This window comes from Streptomyces sp. NPDC047108, assembly GCF_040643575.1.
In the GTDB taxonomy this organism is placed as follows: domain Bacteria; phylum Actinomycetota; class Actinomycetes; order Streptomycetales; family Streptomycetaceae; genus Streptomyces.
Genome location: NZ_JBEYUP010000006.1, coordinates 321,871 through 339,678, shown reverse-complemented (window position 1 = coordinate 339,678; position 17,808 = coordinate 321,871). Strand labels below are relative to the sequence as shown.

14 protein-coding genes are annotated in these 17,808 nt (G+C 73.1%); 7 read left to right on the top strand and 7 right to left on the bottom strand.

Annotation, left to right across the window (positions count from 1 at the left end; all coding sequences use genetic code 11):
* Positions 1-113 precede the first annotated feature (113 nt).
* From ABZ822_RS16130 to ABZ822_RS16115, 4 genes are all read left to right on the top strand, one after another.
* Positions 114-479 (top strand): Rv2175c family DNA-binding protein, encoded by a 366-nt coding sequence (locus tag ABZ822_RS16130; protein WP_356180988.1) that lies wholly within the window; start codon positions 114-116, stop codon positions 477-479.
* Between the two features lie 440 nt (positions 480-919).
* Positions 920-1,582: a thiamine phosphate synthase gene (gene thiE / locus ABZ822_RS16125; protein ID WP_360853215.1), complete on the top strand. Its 663-nt coding sequence runs from the start codon at positions 920-922 to the stop codon at positions 1,580-1,582.
* A 177-nt stretch (positions 1,583-1,759) separates the two neighbouring features.
* Positions 1,760-2,677 carry a methylenetetrahydrofolate reductase [NAD(P)H] gene (gene metF, locus ABZ822_RS16120; protein WP_360853212.1) on the top strand — a complete coding sequence of 306 codons (918 nt, stop codon included), beginning with the start codon at positions 1,760-1,762 and terminating at the stop codon, positions 2,675-2,677.
* Positions 2,678-2,712: 35 nt separating this feature from the next.
* Complete coding sequence (locus ABZ822_RS16115) at positions 2,713-3,669, top strand: hypothetical protein (protein WP_360853209.1); 957 nt, start codon at positions 2,713-2,715, stop codon at positions 3,667-3,669.
* Positions 3,670-3,723: 54 nt separating this feature from the next.
* On the opposite strand, the gene ABZ822_RS16110 is transcribed toward ABZ822_RS16115, so the two are convergent.
* From ABZ822_RS16110 to ABZ822_RS16095, 4 genes are all read right to left on the bottom strand, one after another.
* Positions 3,724-5,280 carry an NAD(P)/FAD-dependent oxidoreductase gene (locus ABZ822_RS16110; protein ID WP_360853206.1) on the bottom strand — a complete coding sequence of 519 codons (1,557 nt, stop codon included), beginning with the start codon at positions 5,278-5,280 and terminating at the stop codon, positions 3,724-3,726.
* Positions 5,281-5,710: 430 nt separating this feature from the next.
* Positions 5,711-6,322 carry a helix-turn-helix domain-containing protein gene (locus ABZ822_RS16105; protein ID WP_360853203.1) on the bottom strand — a complete coding sequence of 204 codons (612 nt, stop codon included), beginning with the start codon at positions 6,320-6,322 and terminating at the stop codon, positions 5,711-5,713.
* Positions 6,323-6,366: 44 nt separating this feature from the next.
* Positions 6,367-8,454 (bottom strand): YhgE/Pip domain-containing protein, encoded by a 2,088-nt coding sequence (locus tag ABZ822_RS16100; protein WP_360853200.1) that lies wholly within the window; start codon positions 8,452-8,454, stop codon positions 6,367-6,369.
* Complete coding sequence (locus ABZ822_RS16095) at positions 8,426-9,310, bottom strand: ATP-binding cassette domain-containing protein (protein WP_360853197.1); 885 nt, start codon at positions 9,308-9,310, stop codon at positions 8,426-8,428. The genes ABZ822_RS16100 and ABZ822_RS16095 overlap by 29 nt, the downstream gene beginning before the upstream one ends.
* A 255-nt stretch (positions 9,311-9,565) precedes the next feature.
* On the opposite strand from ABZ822_RS16095, the gene ABZ822_RS16090 reads away from it, so the two are divergent.
* From ABZ822_RS16090 to ABZ822_RS16080, 3 genes are all read left to right on the top strand, one after another.
* Positions 9,566-10,204, top strand: coding sequence for an SAV_6107 family HEPN domain-containing protein (locus ABZ822_RS16090; protein ID WP_360853194.1), 639 nt, complete (start codon positions 9,566-9,568; stop codon positions 10,202-10,204).
* Positions 10,205-10,317: 113 nt separating this feature from the next.
* Positions 10,318-11,079, top strand: coding sequence for a methyltransferase (locus ABZ822_RS16085; RefSeq protein ID WP_360853192.1), 762 nt, complete (start codon positions 10,318-10,320; stop codon positions 11,077-11,079).
* Between the two features lie 514 nt (positions 11,080-11,593).
* Entirely contained in the window at positions 11,594-12,010 is a 417-nt protein-coding gene (locus tag ABZ822_RS16080; protein ID WP_360853189.1) for a DUF3040 domain-containing protein, read from the top strand.
* An 877-nt stretch (positions 12,011-12,887) separates the two neighbouring features.
* Here the strand turns inward: ABZ822_RS16080 and ABZ822_RS16075 are convergent.
* From ABZ822_RS16075 to ABZ822_RS16065, 3 genes are read right to left on the bottom strand one after another with little or no spacing between them, the layout of a single operon-like run.
* Complete coding sequence (locus ABZ822_RS16075; protein ID WP_360853185.1) at positions 12,888-15,365, bottom strand: DUF3488 and transglutaminase-like domain-containing protein; 2,478 nt, start codon at positions 15,363-15,365, stop codon at positions 12,888-12,890.
* 49 nt (positions 15,366-15,414) lie between these two features.
* A complete protein-coding gene (locus ABZ822_RS16070; protein WP_360853182.1) occupies positions 15,415-16,767 on the bottom strand; it encodes a DUF58 domain-containing protein in 1,353 nt (450 codons plus the stop codon).
* Positions 16,767-17,807 (bottom strand): MoxR family ATPase, encoded by a 1,041-nt coding sequence (locus tag ABZ822_RS16065; RefSeq protein WP_360853179.1) that lies wholly within the window; start codon positions 17,805-17,807, stop codon positions 16,767-16,769. Before ABZ822_RS16065 ends, ABZ822_RS16070 begins: the two co-directional genes overlap by 1 nt.
* Between the last annotated feature and the right edge of the window lies 1 nt (position 17,808).

Here is a 17,808-nt window from a genome sequence, read left to right as displayed (position 1 = left end):
CCGTGACGGACCCGTGACGGACCGTGCCGTGGACGGGGCGAGGGACCGGCGATCGGCCCCGCCCGGCCGCGCTCTGCTACCGGCTGTCAGCCGGGGATGGCAGGCTGGTGTCCGTGACCGAGATTGACACCAAGACCGATGCGCTCGTTCCCGCCTGGCTCACCCTCCCCGACATCGCCGAACGGCTCGGGGTCGAGGTGACCCGCGTCAGGCAGCTCGTGAAGGAAGGGCAGCTCATCGCGGTCCGCCGCGGTGAGAACCGGGTCCTGCAGGTGCCCGCCGACTTCATCGGCGACGGCAAGGTCGTGAAGGGCCTCGCCGGGACGCTGACGCTCCTCAAGGACGACGGCTTCACCGATGAGGAAATGCTGGAGTGGCTGTTCACGCCCGACCCGACCCTCCCCGGTACCCCGGCCCAGGCCCTGCGCGAGAACCGCGGCACCGAGGTGAAGCGCCGCGCCCAGGCGCTCGCCGTCTGACGACGCCGCACCGCGTACCGACGCCGCATCCAGGTCCGACGGCACCGCGCCGCGCGGCCCGTACCGCACGGTCCGCGCGCGGGACCGACCTGCCCGAGGCACCGCGCCGACCGTGGTGTCCGAAGCCGCGAGCGTGACGGCCGGCTGCCGCGCGCGGTGACGGCCTCCTGGCGCATGCGGTGACGGCCTGCTGCCGCATGCGGTGACGGCCGGCGTCGGGCCGCGGCGCGGATGCGTGAGCGCGTACGTCCGGGCCGCCGCTGCCCGGGCGTGAAGAAGCGCGTGAAGAAGCGCCTGCCCGGGGCGCGGCCACCCATGGCGTTCGCCCACACCGGCGCCCGCCGCGGAGCCGCACCTCGTCGCAGGCCCGACGAGCCACCCCGTACGGTGTGCGGGCCGGACCTCCGGCCCGCACACCGCCGACCCGGGGAGGGGAACCCATGGCCGCCGCAGCTCCCACCGCCCGCGACCAGCTCGCCGACGCCCTGCTCTACCTCTGCACCGACGCACGCAAGCGCCAGGGCGACCTGCCCGAGTTCCTGGACGCGGTCCTGGCCTCCGGGGTCGACATCGTGCAACTCCGCGACAAGGGCATGGAGGCCGCCGAGGAGCTGGAGCACCTCGAGGTCTTCGCCGACGCCTGCCGCCGCCACGGCAGACTCCTCGCCGTCAACGACCGGGCCGACGTGGCGCATGCGAGCGGCTCCTCCGTCCTACACCTGGGCCAGGGCGACCTGCCCGTTCCCGCGGCCCGCACGATTCTCGGCGACTCCGTGGTCGTCGGGCGGTCCACGCATGCCGAGGCTGAGGTCGACGCGGCGGTCTCCGAGCCCGGCGTCGACTACTTCTGCACCGGACCGTGCTGGCCCACCCCCACCAAGCCCGGCCGTCATGCCCCCGGTCTGCCGCTGGTGCGGTACGCGGCGTCGCTGGAGCCCGTACGGCCCTGGTTCGCGATCGGGGGCATCGACACCGCCAACCTGGACGAGGTGCTCGACGCCGGGGCGCGGCGGGTCGTCGTCGTCCGGGCGATCACGGACGCGGACGACCCGGCGGCCGCGACCGCGGATCTGGCGAAGCGGCTGCGCGAGCGCGGAGCGTGACGTACGCCTGAGCGCGACAGCAGCAGGGCGTCACCGTGCGGCAGCGGGGTGTGGCGGTGGCGCCGAGCGCGGTGCGTAACCGGACGAGCTGTCCGAGTGGTGGACATGAGTCAGGCCAACCGGGCATATCGTCGGCTTTTGTTGGGGCTGCGCCCCGCCGCTGGTTAATCTGCCCCTATGGCCCTTGGCACTGCGTCCACCAGGATGGACCGCGCGCGTACCGTCCGTGACCTGCTTGCCTCAGGTAAGCAGTCCTATTCGTTCGAGTTCGCCGCACCGAAGACGGAGAAGGGTGAACGGACCCTCTGGAAGGCCATTCGCCGCATCGAGGCCGTCGCCCCCACCTTCGTGTCCGTGACCTACGGAGCCGGCGGCTCGTCCCGTGACGGCACCGTACGGGCCACCGAGCGCATCGCGACCGACACCACCCTCACCCCCGTCGCCCACCTCACCGCCGTCAACCACTCCCTCGCCGAGCTGCGCAACGTCATCGGCCGCTACGCCGACGCCGGGATCCGGAACATGCTGGCCCTGCGCGGCGACCCGCCGGGCGATCCCATGGGCGAGTGGGTGGCCCACCCTCAGGGGGTCGACTACGCCGCCGATCTCGTCCGGCTCATCAAGGAGTCGGGCGACTTCTGTGTCGGCGTCGCCGCGTTCCCGGAGATGCACCCGCGGTCGACGGACTGGGACAGCGACGTCCGTCACTTCGTGGACAAATGCCGCGCCGGTGCTGATTTCGCCATCACCCAGATGTTTTTCTACGCCGACGACTATCTCCGGCTGCGCGACCGCGTGGAGGCCGCAGGCTGCAGCACGCCGATCATCCCGGAGATCATGCCGGTCACCAACGTCCGCCAGATCGAGCGATTCGCCCAGCTCAGCAATGCCACTTTCCCGCCCGAGCTGGCCGAACGTATCCTCTCGGTCAAAGACGACCCGGCCGCTGTACGCTCGGTGGGGATCGAGTACGCGACGGAGCTGTGCGCCCGGTTGATGTCGGAAGACATCCCCGGGTTGCATTTCATTACGCTCAACCACTCCACAGCGACCCTGGAAATCTACGAGAATCTGGGACTGTCCCAACAGTCCTGACGGCTAGGCCGGAAAGCGGCGGAAGAGGGGCGGACATGGGCTGGACGGTCCTCTACATCGCATTTGGCGTCGTTGCGCTCTGGTTGCTCGGCGAAGTCCTCCTGCAGTACAAGGCGCGGCTGCGCTGGCGCCTGCTCGCCTTCGTCGGCTTCCTCGGCGTGGTCGTCGGCGTGCTGATGCCCTCCGTCTACGTCATCGGGGCGGGCGCCGCCGCCTTCGCGGTCGGCCAGACCTACGTCACGCTCTCCTTCCGGCGCGGCTTCTCCACCGGCTGGGCCCTGCGCAACGGCATCGTCGAGAACCGGCGCCGCAAGGACGAGGAGGACGAGCGCGCCGAGTACGCCGACCCCACGCTCGAGGTCTCCGACCTGGAAGCGCCCGGGGACGAGCGGTACGAGGACTACCGCCAGGAGGCCGCCGGCCAGGAGCCCGTCGGCCAAGCGGCCTTCGGCCAGGAGCCCGGCGGGATCTACCAGCCGCAGCCCATGCCGGACGACACCGGCCAGTACGGGGTCTACAGCGACGCGGCCTACGACGGCCTGGGCGCCGGCCGGGACAACGGCTCGTACGCGGCCACCGGCGCCTATGCGACCACGCCCGCGTACGGGTACGCCCAGCAGCAGGACCCCCTGGGTGACCAGGGCAACTACGCGGCCGCGGGGCAGTACGACTACGGCACGGGGCAGTACCAGGCGTACACCGACCCGTATCTGGGGACGGACACCGGTGCGCAGGGCTACGACTCGTCGTACGCCTCCTACGGCGGACAGGGGTACGACTTCAGCCAGTACGCGGACTCGTACGGCACGGGCGCCCAGGATCAGTACCAGGGGCAGCAGCAGTACGGCGACACCCCGCCCGGCGGGGTGTGGGCCCCCCAGCAGCCGGGGGCAGGGGACCAGCAGCAGCCCGGCGAACTGCCGGACGAGCAGCAGGGGTACCCGTACCAGCAGGGCTACGGCAACGGCTACGGGGACCAGTACCGCTACTGACCGAGGGGGACCGGGCGGAGGCGGACCGGCAACCGGTCCCGTCCCCGGACTCCGTCACTCCGAGCCGCGCCAGTCGTCCCCTTCGACGATGAGACCGGCCACCAGCGCCCCTGACATTCCGGCGTGCGCGAGCCCGCCGCCCGGGTGGTACCAGCCGCCGACCGTGTAGAGCCCGGGCAGCCGCGTGCGGTTGGCCGCGCGGAGGTGTTCCCCGCGGGCACCGGCCAGGGCGGGCCCCGGTACGGCGCCGCCCGCCACCCCCGTCTCGTCGGCGGCGTCCGCGGGCGTGCGGATCTCGGACCACATGAGCCGCTCGCGGAGATCCGGTATCGCGGCTTCCGCCACGGAGATCACCCGCTCCGCGAAGTCCTCGGCGACGCCGTCCGCCGACCAGTCGATCGAGTCCGGCGCCTCCTCCGCGTGGCCCGGCACGGTCACCGAGAGGGTGACCGCCTCGTGCTCGTCGTCCGGGCGCTGCGTCGGGTCGTCGGGGCGCAGCACCGTGACCGTCGGCCGGTCGCACGGGGCGCGCCGCTCGGCCGGGCCCCCACCGGTGCCGAAGACCGAGGCCAACTCCGCGTCCCGGTCGGCCGCGTGGACCACGGTGCGGTGCGCGGTCCCCGCGGGCCGTGCGCCCCTCAGGGCGAGCAGGACCGTGAAGCGGGCGCGGGGACGGCGCAGCCGCGGCAGGACGTCGCTCGCCTCGTACAGACGGGTGTAGGCCACGGGGGAGTCGCCCACCATGACCGCGAGCACCCAGGGGTCGACACCGGCGACGACCAGATCGGCGTCCACCTCCGTGCCGTCGACCAGCAGCAGGCCCGACACCCTGCCGTCCTTCTCCGTGATGACGTCGACCTCGGCACCGAAGGTGAACTCCACCTTCCGCGCCAGGCAGCGTTCGTAGAGGGAGTGGGCGAGCGCGCGCATGCCGCCGCGGACGTACCAGCTCCCGAAGGTCTGCTCCACGTACGGCAGGATCGCCGCGCTCGGCGGGGCGTCGCGCGGATCGATCCCGTACGCCAGCGCGTGGCTCTCCAGCAGGGCGCCCAGCCGCGGGTCCTCCAGTTCGCGGTCCGCGACCTCCGCGAGGGTACGGGCGCCGCGCCGCAGCAGGCCGCGGCGCACGGCCGGGTACGGGTCGCGGGCGAGCGTGCGCCAGTCGTCCCGCAGCGGCTCCTCGAGCAGCGGACGGCGGGTCGCGTCCCAGACGTCCCGCGCACGGTTGACCAGGTCGCTCCAGCGCTCGCCCGCGCCCGCGCCGAGCGCGGCGTCCAGCGCGCTGACGACGCCCGCGCGCGAGGCGTTCGGCAGCGAGACGTCGGTGCTGTCGGCGAAGACGTGCCGGCTCGCGGGGTCGACCTGGGAGAGCTCCACGCAGCTCTCCAGGGGCTCCTTGCCGGTCTTGACGAACAAGTCGCGGTAGACGGCGGGCAGATGGAGGAGGCCGGGGCCGGTGTCGAAGCCGAAGCCCTCGCGCTCGAAGCGGCGGACACCGCCGCCGTAGGTCTCCCCGCGTTCGTACACCGCGACCTGGTGGCCTGCAACGGCCAGCCGAGCCGCGGCCGCCATCGCGCCCATGCCGGCGCCGATCACCGCAATACGTGCCATGGGACGAGACCCTACCGAGCGCCCCCGCGCGCGCGTGAGGACGGGAACCCAGGAACTGAGTAGGGGTACCTATCCACCTGGTTGAGTAGCTGCGCGGATGGGCGACGACCTGCGCGAACGGAAGAGTGGAGACCACGGAAGGGGCGCGGCGCCGGCACTGCCGGCACGGGGCGGCGGAACGGCGCGGCTCCCCGGACGGAGGGGGAATCACGGGGAGATGCCCGGGGCCACGGGGGGCTCGGGAGGACGCCCGCGATTCGGGGGAACGGGGGATCACGGGGGAACGGGGGAAGCGCCGCCCTGTCACGGCTCGGGGGGATCGAGCCGCGCCGGGCGGCGCTTTCGGTTCTTCAGCTTCAGGTTCCGCTTCGGCTTCTGTGGCGGCTGTCGCGGCTGGTTCCCGCCGCGGAGGCACGGGCCCGGTTCGCCGTCAGCCCCCGCTGACCCGACCCTGGAGGAGCCGGGACAGCGCCGCGTGCACATCGTCCAGCGACCGTTCCGGCTGGAACGCCTGCCAGTCCAGCGCCGCCACCAGCACCATGCCCACCAGGGCCGCGGCCGTCAGCGGTACGTCGATCTCGTCGTTCAGCTCACCGCTCTCGACGGCCTCGCGCAGGACGTTCTCCACCACCGCGACCGCCTGCTGCCGCACCACCATCAGCGTCGACTGCCAGGCGCGGTTGGTCCGCCACAGCTCCGCCACGTAGAGCTGGGTGAAGGCCGGGTAGCGGTCGATGAAGACGAGACCGGCGCGGATCATCGCGTCCAGTGCGTCCACCCGGCTGCCGCCGCCCTCGATCACCTCGTCCGCGGCCCGCTGCAGCGAGTCGGTGAGCAGCCCCACCCCGTGCCGCAGCAGCTCCTCGAAGAGCTCGGTCTTGCTGGCGAAGTTGTAGTAGACCGTGCCCTTCGCGACGCCGGCGCGGTCGGCGATCTCGTCGACCGTGGTGGCCGAGAAGCCCTTCTCGGCGATGAGCGTGACGGCCGCCTCGTAGAGCTTCGTGCGCGTTGCCTGGCGGCGTCGCGTCGTGCTGCTGTTCATGGCGTCGATTCTGCCCGTCGCGGGGCGTGTTCCGGTGGCGGACATCACAGACTCAGCTCCGGGTGCAGCCGGTCGAGCGTCCACACCTGCTTGCGCCGGGCCGACCACGCGGTGAGGGCGAGCGCCCCGAGCGTGTACGCGACCAGCACCGCCGTCCCCTGCCACACCGGCTCCAGCCCGCCGCCGCTGATGAGGCGCCGCAGGCCCTCGACGACATGCGTCATCGGGAGGAAGGGGTGGATGGCGTTGAAGAAGCCGGGGCTCGTCTGCACCGGGTACGTGCCGCCCGCCGAGGTGAGCTGGAGCATCAGCAGCGCGAGGACGAGGATCCGGCCCGCGGGACCGAAGCGTGCGTTGAGCCACTGGACGATGGCGGCGAAGCAGGCCGTGGTCAGGAGGAGGAACCCGACCGTCCCGGCCGCGCGCGCCATCTCCAGGCCGAGCCCCCAGTGCAGCACGGACATCAGCGCGCCCGTCTGCAGCATCCCGAGCGCGGCGACCGGCAGCCAGCCCGCCAGGGCGATCCGCCAGGGCGACGAACCGACGGCCAGGGCACGGCGGTTGAGCGGCTGGATGATCATGTAGGCGACCATCGCGCCGACCCAGAGGGACAGCGGGATGAAGTACGGGGCGAAGCCGGTCCCGTAGTTGGGCGCCTGGTGCATGGACTGCGAGGCGAGCTGCACGGGGTCGGCCATCACGGCCGTACGGGCGTCCCGCTCCCGCTCGTCGTAGTCCGGGATCTTCTTCGCACCGTCGTGCAGACCGCCCGCCAGCTTGCCGGAGCCGTCCTCCAGCTTGAACATCCCGCCGTCGAGCGTGTTCGCCCCCTGCGACAACCGGCCGATGCCGCTGTCGAGTTCGGAGGAGCCGTCCTGGGCGGAACCCAGGCCGGTGTGGATCTCACGGGCGCCCTTGGCGACGGCCTGGGCGCCCTTGTCGAGCGCGTTGACCTTCGCGACGGCCGCGTCGAGGTCCTGGCCCAGGGTGGGGGCGCGCTCGGCGAGACCGGTGGCCATGCGGGTGAGGGCGTCGAGGTGGTCGCCCAGCTCGTCCAGGTTCTTGTGGTCCTGGACGAGGTCGTTGAAGTCCTCGGCCGCGTCCGCCGCCTGGTCGGCCGCGTCCACGAGCTTCTTCTGGTCCGCGCAGTCGGCGAGGAGGTCGAGCTCGACCGTGCCCTTGCAGTTGTGCTCGTACCGCTCCGCCACCCGGTCGGAAATCCGGCGGGTCTCCTCGGCCGCGGTGGCGGCCCGGGACGGCAGATTGTCGAGGTCCTTCTTGAGCGTCCGGCTGGCCTCGGCGACGTGCCGGGCGCCGGTCGCGATCTCGTCACCGTGGTTCTTCAGGAACGGACCGGCCTTGTCCGCCGCGGTGTTGACCTTGCCGGCCAGCCGGTGGGTGCCGTCGGCGACCTTCTGCGAACCGTCCTTGAGCTTGCGCGATCCGGTGTGCAGCTTGGTGACGCCGTTCTTGAGGTCCCGGCTGCCGTCCTTCGCGTCCGTCAGGCCGTTCGCGAGCTTGTCCGTGCCCTTCTTGGCCTTGCCGATCCCGCCGTCGAGGGTGTCGGCGCCCTTCGCGGCCTTCGCCGTCGCCCCGTGGATGTCGGAGAAGGAGATGAAGATCTTGTCGAGGAAGGTCCGGGCGGACTTCGTGGACGCGGCGGAGCGCACCTCGGAGAACACGCTCCGGGAGATCTGCCCCACGATGTAGTTGTTCGCGTCGTTGGTGCGGACTTTGAGCGCCCCGGTCTCCGGGTGGTCGCCCGAGCTCGACGCGATGCGCTTGCTGAAGTCGGACGGCACGGTGAGGGAGAGGTAGTACGTGCCCGACTCGACCCCCTCGCGCGCCTCGTCGGCGCTCACTTCGTGCCACTCGAAGGTCTCGCTGTCCCGCAGACCCTTGACGATCTCGTCGCCCGCGGTGACCTGGCGGCCCTCGGCGGTGGCGCCCCGGTCGGAGTTGACGAGGGCGACGGGGATCCGGTCCAGGCGGCCGTACGGGTCCCAGAACGACCACAGGTACAGCGCGCCGTAGAGCAGGGGCAGGAGCAGCAGGGCCACGAGCGCGGCGCGCGGGAGCTTGCCCCTGCCGAAGCGCTTGAGCTCAAGCGCGGCGAGTTTCGGCGAGCGCATCGGCTGCCCCTTCTTCGGTCTCGGTGTCGTGCGGGGTGGTCCCGGTGCGGGCGTCGTCGGTGGGGGTGGGTCCGCCGTCGGTGCGGTCGGCGTCTTCCCGCTTCGCGGTGGGGGTGCCGGGTGCGGCGTCGTCGGAGGTGCCGGGTGCGGCGTCGGTCCCGGCGTCGGTGGAGACGACCACCGCACCCTCCGGCGCCTCGCTGCAGACGGCCAGGACCGTCGTCCCGTCCTCCGCCACGCCGCGGAGCATCGCCCACGCCTGCGCGCGCTCCTCGTCGGAGAGCTTCATGTCCGTGTCGTCGACGGCGAGGAGGCGGGGCCGCTCGATGAGGGCGAGGGCGACCGAGAGGCGCAGCGCCTCCAGCCGCTCCAGGTCCCGTACGACCGTGCGCGGACCCTTCGGGAGCGAGGCGAGGTCCAGCCCGGCCGCTTCGAGCGCGGCGTCGATCAGGCGCTGGGCCTGCTCCGCGCGTTCGTGCCGGGGGCGGAGCAGGGCGCGCAGGGAACCGTTGAACCGCCGCTGCAGCAGGGCCCGTTCACGCATGTGCTCGGTCACGGTCAGCGCCGGATCGAGCTCGGCGACACCGGGTACGTGGCCGAGCGCGCTGATCCTGCGGACGGCGGCCATCTTCTGGGGCAGCCGCAGCCCGGCGACGTCGGCGTGGCCCGCGGCGGGGCGCATACGCCCGGTGAGCGCGAGCAGAAGGCTGGTGCGGCCCGAGCCCGAGGGGCCCGTCACGGCGATGAGGGAGCCGGGCCCTGCGTCGAGGCCGATGTCCTGGAACGCCCAGCCCCGAGGGCCCTTGACGCCGAACTTCACGGCCGTGACCGCTGCCCCGTGCGGGGTGCTGTCCACGGTACCCCTCCTTTGAACTGACTGGTCAGTTCAAAAGTATGCCCCATGGTGCGCGAACCCCGCACAGGGGGGGTTGGGGAGAGGGGGGGTGATCGCGTGGCAGGGCGCGGCCGTTGACCGTACGGGCCGGGCGGGCCAGTGACCGCCTGATCCCGTCGGAGGCGAGGAAACTGCAGGTCAGGGCCGATTGTCAGTGGTGTGCCCCACGATGTGGGCATACGGCTGAGAGCCGTCCACGACGACAGGAGGTTCGTCATGGTCAGTCCCGCCCGTCGCCCGAGCCCCGCGCCCGAGGCAGGCACCGCGCCGTCACTCCAGTCGGCGCGCCGACGCCGCGCGCCCCGCCCCGACTCCTCCACGCCCCGCCCCGACTCCGTGCAGAGCGGTTCCGCGAGCGATGTGCACCCCGTCGTCCGCCGCGACGCCGCGCCACCCGAAGCGCTCGGACTGCTCGCCCAGGCCCACAAGGGCCTCGGTGAGGCCGCCGAGTTGACGGACCCGAACGAGCGGTACGCGACCGCGCACCTCGCCGCCCTCCGCATAGCCGCCGCGGTGCTCGCGGTCCGCGGCAGGCCCGAGCCTCCGCCCCCGCGCCGCGGGAGCGCTGCCTCACGCCGCCGCCGTCCCATCCGCAGCGCCTGGGAGGTGCTGCCCGAGGTCGCGCCCGAACTCGCCGAGTGGAGCCTGCTGTTCGCGTCCGGCGCGGACCGCCGGGCCCGCGCGGAGGCGGGGATAGAGGGCGCGGCCGGACACCGGGACGCCGACGACCTGCTGCGGGACGCCGGGATGTTCCTGCGCATCGTCGAGCGGATGCTCCTGCTGCGCCCGGTGCTGCCGCCGTCGCGGACGGCAGACGCCTCCGATGAGGGGTGGGCACCGGGCAGTACGGCCTGACAGCGGCAGCACGGCCTGACGGCAATAGGCTCCGGAGGTCATAGGGTGGGAACCACCCGCACCAGTTCGCTTCCCGCCGTCCGCGGCGGTCCCGCGCCGAGGAGCCACTCGCTGTGTCCGACCCGATGCGCCCCCGCGCCACCCTCCGCACCGCCGTGGTCTGGGAGGTGCTCCAGGAGGCCCTGGACCGCCGGGTGAAAGCCGCAGGCCGGGAGAGTCTGGACGTCCTCGACACCGGGGGCGGCACCGGCAACTTCGCCGTGCCCGCTGCCCAGCTGGGCCACCGCGTCACCGTCGTCGACCCGAGCCCCAACGCGCTGTTCGCGCTGGAGCGGCGCGCCGCCGAGGCCGGGGTCGCCGAGCGGGTGCGCGGCGTCCAGGGCGACACCCAGGGCCTGTTCGACGTCGCCGAGCGCAGCGGTTACGACGTCGTGCTGTGCCACGGCGTCCTGGAGTACGTGGACGACCCGGCGGAAAGCGTGCGGCACGCCGTCGAGGCGCTCCGGCCGGCCGGGACCCTGAGCCTGCTCGCCGCCGGACTCGGCGGAGCCGTACTCGCCCGTGCCCTCGCGGGTCACTTCACGGAGGCGCGGCACGCGCTCACCGACGCCGAGGGCCGCTGGGGGGACGGCGACCCCGTGCCTCGCCGGTTCACCCCGGAGCAGCTCACCGGCCTGGTCACCGCCACGGGGCTCTCGGTCGGAGCGGTGCACGGGGTACGGGTCTTCGCCGACCTCGTACCGGGCGTGCTCGTCGACACCGAGCCGGGTGCCGCCGACGCCCTGCTCAAGCTGGAGGAGGCGGCCGCCGAACTCCCCGCCTTCCGCGCGGTGGCGAGCCAACTCCATGTGCTCGCCGAGCGGGACCTGGACTGAGCCCGTATCCTTCGCCGGCACCTTCCGCGGGCCGGCGCCGGGCAAGTACCGCCTCACGTCGTGAGGATGACGACTCGGGGGCCGCGTACGTGACGGCTCCGCTCCGTGGGCCGCACCGGTGCGCACGCAGGTCCGGGCCGGTCCGGGCCGGTCCGCGCAGGTCCGTAACGGCACGGCAGGCCGGAAGCCGCTCGAGCGGCCGGGGCGGAGCGCCTGTTGCGTACCCCGCACGAGGGAGCCACGGGCGCTGCCGCAGCGCTCTGATCGGCAAGGATCGATGGATGCAGTAGGCCACACGCCACCCGATCAGACGCATTGCCCCGTATGATCGGGGAACACGGTCCGGCATGGCGCACAGGAGGCCGGGGAATGCACCTCCCACCCTCTGCGTTGCCGTGGCGGCCCGTCATGGCGAATTGGCGCAGAGGGGCGGGTTTCACGGGGGCGATTCCCTGCCTATCCTGAAAGGGTCGCACCCCGGTCGCCCCCCGCGACCGACGAGTAGGAGGACTCCGTGCCGCTCTCGGAGCACGAGCAGCGAATGCTCGAGCAGATGGAGCGAGCGCTGTACGCCGAAGATCCCAAGTTCGCGACAGCGCTTGAGGGAAGCGGGCTGCGCCAGTACACCCGGCGACGGGTCTACCAGGCGGTGGCCGGTTTTCTGGTGGGTATCGCGCTCCTCATGGCCGGAATGGTGGCCCAGCAGATCTGGATCAGCGTGGTGGGGTTCCTCGTCATGCTCGGTTGTGCCGTGCTCGCGGTGACCGGCTGGCGCAAGGCGCCGAAGCCCGGTGAGCAGGGTCAGCAGCAGACGGCGGGCGGCAACGGCCAGGGCGGCCACTTCCGCCGTGGCCATCCGCGGCAGCGTCGGTCGCTGATGAACCGCATCGAGGACCGGTGGCAGCGCCGCCGCGACGAGCAAGGTCACTGACCTCTCCCGACACACTCCCGTGAAGGGTGGCCGCCGACCGGCGGCCACCCTTCACGCATACGGGCCCGCGCGCGGGCGTGCGGACGGGTGCGCGTGTGTGCGGACGGGCGCGCGTGGGTGTTGCCCGTGCGCGCGGGCCGGCGGGCTGTCGCCGGGGTGTGCGGGTGTGCGGGTGTGCGGGCGTGCGGGCGTGCGGGCGTGCGGACGCCTGGACCCGTATGAGGAGACCGGGCCTTGCCGCCCGTGCCGGAACCTGTATGTGGCCCCCGCTCGCCGGTACTCCCCGCAGCCTTCACCCGTCGCCCGTTCGGTCTCGTCCGCGCTGTGGTTCTGTCCACCTCGGGCTGAAACCCAGGGCTGGTCGCTGTCCGCGGCGCGAGCGGCATGGGGCTCGGTCTCAGCTGGGCGGCCTGGTTGGCCGGGCCTGTCCCGACTCGGGTTGCGCCCTGGCCCGTCGCGGTCGTCCGCGTCCGGTTTTCCGGAGATCCACCCCGGCTGGGCCGCACGCCGCCTCGGCCGCCGGCCCGCCCGGGAAGCTCGCCGTGTCCCGCCGCGGGCGGCGAGGCCGGGCCGAGCTGTGCCGTGGCCCGCCGCGGGGCCATGACCGGCCTCGTGCCGAAGCCCGCGCGGGTCGGCAGCAGGGGCAGGCGATCGGCACGACAGAGCCGCCCCAGGGCGGACAGTCACCGCGCATCAGCCCGGCTCGCAACAGGGCGCTGGGCAATGCCGCCGGGCCCGGCCGCCACCCCCGAGGCGGCAGGCCGCGGGGCCCTGACGAGCTCACCCCGGAGCCCTGGACGCGCCGCGGCCCTGGAAGCCCGCCCCGCGGCTCTGGACGGCCCCGCGGCCGCTGACAGGCCCGCGGCGCGGGCCCGTCTCAGCTGCTCTGGCTGCTCGGTCTGCGCGGCCGGAGGCGGCGCAAGGTCCTGGCCCAGCGCTCCATGCCCCAGCGTGCGCTCACCCCGGACCACCACCTGGAGAACGCCCAGGCCACCCGCACGGCTGAGCGCGGCGCGAACCGCGCACGGAGCCGGCTGGCCCGCCCCGCCGTCGCGTGGAGACCGGCTCTCACCCGTCGTACGTGGTCCGGCAGGTCCGGAGCCGGGCGCGGTTCGGGGGCGTACAGCACCTGTTCCACCGCGGCGGCCACGCGCCGAGCCGACTCCGCCGACACGTCGTCGAGGTCGCCACCGGCGACGAGCCGGTCGGCCGCCTGCCGGGGGGTCTGGGTGTCGTCCGGCAGGATGCCGTAGTCCCATCCCGAGTCGATCAACTCGCGCCAGGCCGCGAGGGTCCGGTCGGCGTTGGCTCGTGCTCCCTCGTCATCCGCCGCCCCCATGGTCTCCAGACGCACGGTCGCGTCGCCCAGGGTCGGGCCGGCGCCGCTGAGTCTCCGGCGGCGGGTGCGTGCCCGCCACAGCATGGGCAGGACAGGCACGGCCAGAAGCAGCAGGCCCAGCGCTGTCCACGAGAGGATCCGCCCCCACGGGGGCCCCTCGTCCGTGGGACCGCCACCGGCCTGGTCGGTGGCGATGCCGCAGTCGCCCGTACGCCGTTCGTCCGGGCTGCAGCTCTGCGACGGGGAGGGCTGGGCGGACGGCTCGGACGACGTGGACGGTGCCGGGCGCTCCGGATCGGTGCCACCGCCCGTCGGCGCCTCCTCGATCGCGTAGTCGGGAACCGTGCCGCGGGTCGGGGTCGGTTCGAAGCGCGTCCAGCCGACGCCCTCGAAGTAGAGCTCGGGCCAGGCGTGAGCGTCCTTCAGACCGACCGACATCGTGCCGTCCGCCCGGGCGGCGCCCGGGGTGAAGCCGACCGCCACGCGCGCCGGGATGTCCAGGGTCCGGGCCATCGCGGCCATCGAGAAGGAGAAGTGGACGCAGAAGCCCTCCTTCTCCTTGAGGAACCGTGCGATCGCCTGGGTTCCGCTGCCCGCCGACACATCCGTGTCGTAGGTGAAGCCGCCGTTGCTGGAGAACCAGTCCTGGAGCTTGACCGCCTGCTCGTACGCGTTGGAGGCGCCCGACGTCACATCGCGCGCCGTGGACGCGACCACACCCGGCAGAGAGTCGGGCACCTGTGTGTACTCCCGCTTCAGTTCGCCGGGTGCAGCCCCCGCGCGCGAGAGCTGCCGGGCCGTCGGCTCAACCAGCAGGCTGAAGACGCGGTACTGGGCGTCGCGCGTCGTCTGTCCGCGGTCGCCGACCAGGGTCCGGCCCTCCGGCTCGAACCGCCACCGCCCGCCGATGTCCACGCGGGACGCCGGGTAGGGGAGCGGCAGCCAGTTCTGCCGGTACCAGCCGGCGGCCGCGACCGTCGTCTCGACCGCACTCGTCCGGACGCCGGGACTCAGGCCCGGCGGCGCGGGAAGCGTCGGCGGCACATCGGTGACCTTGCGTTCCGACGGTTTCCAGGACTTCCCGTCGAACTGGTCGAGCGCCACGATCCGCAGGTACAGGTCCTGGGTGCTCGGAGCGTTCGTCCGATAGCTCAGGACCTCGCGGTTCTCCGGCTGGTTGAGGCTGTTCTGCAGCGACACCAGGGGGTTCACCGCGGAGATCGTCCCGCCGCCGGGCCCGACGCCGGAGCCGCTCGTCCGCGAGGCCAGCAGCCCGCCGCTCAGTGAGGGCAGCGCGGCCGGCACCACGAGGGCGATGCCGAGCGCCATGGCACCGATACGGCGCCCGGTGCGTACGGGAGCGACCGCCGAGTCGCCGCTGTGCTCAAGACCCGCCCCGAGGCGGCTGGGCGCCCGCGCCCCTCCGGTGAACACCCGCCCCCACTGCGACAACTTGTCCCGCCCCTCGGCGAGGAGCAGCAGCAGATAGCCGCAGGCCGCGATGAGGAACCACAGCCAGCCCGCGCCGTCCGGTGACAGCCCGGCGGCGACGGAGTAGAGAGCGAGCAGCGGCAGGCCCGCGGGCGCGGCGCTGCGATACGTCACGGCGAGGGCGTCGACGGCCAGACCGATCAGCAGGACACCGCCGACCAGCAGCAGCCGTATCCCCGAGGTGACGGGCGCGGGGATGGCGTACCGGCTGACGTCCTCACTTCCCTCGGCCAGGAGCTGCCCGAACTCCTGGAACGCGTCCGGGCCCGGCAGGATGCCGCCGAGGGCCTGTTCCCGGGCGAAGGCGATGGTCAGCACGAGCAGGGCCACGAGCGCCTGCACCGCGATGGTCATCGGCCGGGCGAGCGGGACCCGGCGGGTCAGCGCGCCCACGACGGCCACGATGACCAGCAGGAACGCCGCCTGCAGGATCCACACGGCCGGTTCGACCAGCGGCAGCAGCGCGCACGCCGCCATCAGCGTGGCCACCACCGCGCAGACCGTCAGCCGTCCCCGCCCGCTCATGCCCTGCCCTCGTCGTCGGTCATGCTCCGCCCCCGCAACCCCTGCTCGTTCATCGCCCGCCCCTTGCCGGGCCGCCCGGCCAGGCACCCGCGCCGAGGGGCTGCCCGTCGATCTCGCGCCACAGGCGCGGCAGGGTGTCGCCCGGGGCGACCGGCACCACCGTCCAGCCGGCCTCGCGGAGCTGCCCGAGCCGCTCCGCGTACGCCTCGTCAGGCTCCGCCTGTCCGTCCCTCGTCCAGCCCGGTCCGTCCAGGACGAAGGCCACGGCCGCGCCGGTGCGCTGGCGCATCCGGGAGACCACCGCGGTCTCCTCCTCGTCGAGACCGCCGAGGAAGGCGACCAGAAGGCCCTCCCGTCCGCTCCGCAGCACGTCATAGGCCGAGGAGAGCCCCGGCTCCTCGGAGTGGTCGATCACGGCGAGGGTGTCCAGCAGGAGCCCCGCCACGTCCGAGGAGTCCCCGCCGAAGCCTCCGGCGTCGGATCCCGGGACCGACGCGCCGGTGTCGGTGAGCAGCCGTACGGAGAACCCGCGCTCCAGCAGGTGGACCCCCACCGAAGCCGCGCCCGCCACCGCCCACTCGAACGCCGAGTCCGGCCCGGAGCCGCGGTGGGCGCACCGGCGGGTGTCCAGGAGCACCGTGCAGCCCGTGCGCTGCGGCTGCTCCTCCCGGCGCACCATCAGCTCGCCGTAGCGCGCGGTGGACCGCCAGTGGATCCGGCGCATGTCGTCGCCGTGGCGGTAGCCGCGGGGGATCACGTCGTCGTCACCCGCCAGCGCCAGCGAGCGCTGCCGGCCGTCGCCGTAGCCCGAGGCCTCCCCCGAGAGCCGGATCGCGGGCAGGGGCTCGGTCCGCGGGACCACGGTCAGCGTGTCGTACGAGCTGAACGCGCGGTTCAGCTCGCACATCCCGAACGGGTCGGTGAGCCGGAGCTGCAGCGGCCCCAGCGGATAGCGGCCGCGCAGATCCGACCGGACCCGGTAGGACACCTCGCGCTGCCCGCCCGGCTCCACACGGTCCAGGACGAAACGGGGCCGCGGCCCCAGCACATAGGGCACGCGGTCCTGCAGCATCAGCAGCCCGGTGGGCATCCGCGAGACGTTGTCGACGCGCAGGTGCACCCGCGACTCGGCCGCGGCGGGCACGCGCGCCGGGGAGAGCCGCCGGCTCCCGGACACCAGATAGCGGGTGCGGAGCAGCACGGCCACGCACACCAGGGGCAGCGCGGCCAGCAGGAGTCCGACCCGCAGCAGGTCGGACTGGCCCAGGACGTAGGCGCACACGGCCGCGGCGATCCCCGCCGCCAGGAAGGACCGGCCCCGGGTCGTCAGCCCGGCGAGGGCGGCGCGCAGATGGCCCTGCTCCTCCTCGGGGTCCGGACCCGGCGGCGGTGCCGCGGACATCACAGCCCCCGCACGCCGGGCGGCCGGTGGCCGGGTGACGGGTGGGCGTTGTGCGGCTGCCGCCACTGCTGTGACGCGGGGTCCGGCACCGGGGTCTGCTGGAGGATCTCGGTGACGATCTGCTCGGATGTACGGCGGTTGAGCTGCGCCTGCGCGGTGGGAAGCAGCCGGTGGGCGAGCACGGCCACGGCCAGCGCCTGGAGGTCGTCGGGCAGCGCGTACTCACGGCCGCACAGGGCGGCTGCCGCCTTCGCCGCCCGTACGAGGTGGAGCGTGGCGCGCGGCGAGGCACCGAGCCGCAGCTCGGGGTGGTTGCGGGTGGCCGCGACGAGATCGACGGCGTAGCGCCGGACGGAGTCGGCGACATGGACCGTTCGGACGGCGTCGACCAGCTTCACGATCTCGTCGGCGTGTGCCACCGGCTGCAGATCGTCCAGCGGGGATGCGCCGCCGTGCACGTCGAGCATCTCCAGCTCGGCCTCCGGGCTGGGGTAGCCGATCGAGACCCGGGCCATGAAGCGGTCCCGCTGCGCCTCCGGCAGCGGGTAGGTGCCCTCCATCTCCACCGGGTTCTGCGTGGCCACCACCATGAAGGGGCTGGGCAGTTCATAGGTCTGCCCGTCCATGGTGACCTGCCGCTCCTCCATCGACTCCAGCAGCGCCGACTGGGTCTTCGGCGAGGCGCGGTTGATCTCGTCCCCGATGACGATCTGCGAGAAGATCGCCCCCGGCTTGAACTCGAAGTCCTGCCGCTGCTGGTCGAAGACGCTGACGCCGGTGATGTCCGACGGCAGAAGGTCGGGCGTGAACTGGATCCGCCGCACCGAGCAGTCGATGGAGCGCGCCAGTGCCTTGGCGAGCATGGTCTTGCCCACGCCCGGAACATCCTCGATGAGCAGATGCCCCTCGGCGAGGAGCACGGTCAGCGAGAGCCGTACGACCTCCGGCTTGCCCTCGATCACGTTCTCGACCGACCTGCGGACCCTGTCCGCTGTGGTGGTCAGATCCGTGAGGCTCGCTCGATCGTCATAGGTCGTCACC

Bases quoted from the DNA above. Each gene is read 5' to 3' on its own strand.
- ABZ822_RS16100 (WP_360853200.1), bottom strand. From the start codon at position 8,454: ATGCGCTCGCCGAAACTCGCCGCGCTTGAGCTCAAGCGCTTCGGCAGG.
- ABZ822_RS16105 (WP_360853203.1), bottom strand. From the start codon at position 6,322: ATGAACAGCAGCACGACGCGACGCCGCCAGGCAACGCGCACGAAGCTC.
- ABZ822_RS16110 (WP_360853206.1), bottom strand. From the start codon at position 5,280: ATGGCACGTATTGCGGTGATCGGCGCCGGCATGGGCGCGATGGCGGCC.
- ABZ822_RS16075 (WP_360853185.1), bottom strand. From the start codon at position 15,365: ATGAGCGGGCGGGGACGGCTGACGGTCTGCGCGGTGGTGGCCACGCTG.
- ABZ822_RS16090 (WP_360853194.1), top strand. From the start codon at position 9,566: ATGGTCAGTCCCGCCCGTCGCCCGAGCCCCGCGCCCGAGGCAGGCACC.
- ABZ822_RS16115 (WP_360853209.1), top strand. From the start codon at position 2,713: ATGGGCTGGACGGTCCTCTACATCGCATTTGGCGTCGTTGCGCTCTGG.
- metF (WP_360853212.1), top strand. From the start codon at position 1,760: ATGGCCCTTGGCACTGCGTCCACCAGGATGGACCGCGCGCGTACCGTC.
- thiE (WP_360853215.1), top strand. From the start codon at position 920: ATGGCCGCCGCAGCTCCCACCGCCCGCGACCAGCTCGCCGACGCCCTG.
- ABZ822_RS16070 (WP_360853182.1), bottom strand. From the start codon at position 16,767: ATGTCCGCGGCACCGCCGCCGGGTCCGGACCCCGAGGAGGAGCAGGGC.